This window comes from Staphylococcus sp. HMSC14D10 (genome assembly GCF_001808125.1).
Classification (GTDB): domain Bacteria; phylum Bacillota; class Bacilli; order Staphylococcales; family Staphylococcaceae; genus Staphylococcus; species Staphylococcus haemolyticus.
On record NZ_KV792247.1, the window covers coordinates 1 to 1,147 of the forward strand.

The 1,147-nt window shown below is 28.9% G+C and carries 1 protein-coding gene and 1 pseudogene; one reads left to right on the forward strand and one right to left on the reverse strand.

Annotated features, from left to right (window positions below; translation table 11 throughout):
• Window positions 1–145: 145 nt before the first annotated feature.
• Window positions 146–412 (forward strand): annotated as a pseudogene (locus HMPREF3134_RS04310) (replication initiation protein); the annotation flags it as partial.
• Window positions 413–813: 401 nt separating this feature from the next.
• Here HMPREF3134_RS04310 and HMPREF3134_RS04315 read toward each other — a convergent pair.
• Complete coding sequence (locus tag HMPREF3134_RS04315; RefSeq protein ID WP_000739694.1) at window positions 814–1,023, reverse strand: hypothetical protein; 210 nt, start codon at window positions 1,021–1,023, stop codon at window positions 814–816.
• Window positions 1,024–1,147: the final 124 nt, after the last annotated feature.

The window sequence follows — 1,147 nt, forward strand, 5'->3', positions numbered from 1 at the left end:
TGGTGCATTAATTGTTAATCATTTTCGTTATCTAGATTATAACACTGTTGAGTAGAGAAATGCAAAATTAGTATCTATATAGGAGGATGAAATAAAATAGAGAGTTTTATAGGATTTCTAACAATCTTTTTCTTTGCAACAGAACCATAAAATTAAAGCGAAAAAAGGACGTAAAATAGAATGGCTAGAGTTTACTTTTGATGCTGAGAAACGCATCCATAGTAAGCGACAACCTCAAATGGCGAATGTAGGCCAACCCAAACAATATATCAGTCGAGAAAAAACGCCAAAATGGCTACATGAAAAAAATCAAAACAATACAACTAGAGAAATGACTGAAGAAGAAAAAGCACTATTAAAAGAACAACAACAAGCATTTAGACAACAATTAGAACTAGATTGGGAAGATTAGAAAGTTTACAAAAGATAACATGAAAGATATACTGAAGTTAACAAACAGACAGATACATCATTAGATGTGAAAACCCCAGCATGCCGACCAAAGCATATGCTGGGGTTTCTTTTTTATCGTTTATGTTCTTGATTTAATAAATAAAGAACACGCCCAACAATAATTGGACATACGATATACTTCATAACAAACAGAACGACAATCATTAGATGTGGCACCTCCTTTCTGCACGGAAGTGCTCTCCAATTATAACAAAATCCCTATGACCTGTATGCGTGCATACAATATGCAAGCATACTGTGTGCACGCATATTGTATGTAACATCTAAATACGATATATCAATTACAGGTAAAGAGTCCGGGACATAATTTATCCCTTATAGGTAGTTAGTTTGTATAGCCTAGTCATCTTTATTTTCTTTTTTATTATCTTTTTCGATTTTTTTATCTATAAAGAAGAAACAGATAATTATAATAAAATAAATAGCAAAGAAAATAGTTTTGCCATATGGAATATGAAAAATAGCGATAAAAATTATTGAATACACGCTCAATGATATCAAACAAATATTTAATAATAAATTATACTTTTTTAATTTATTTTTTTTCATTTTTAATTATTTCCCCTTTTTTTATTATGTTATTACTTTATATGTAATAAATTTATAGAAAATGGAGGAATTATTATGAAAAATTTGGTTCTGTTGCAAAGTTGAATTTATAATATAATTTTAA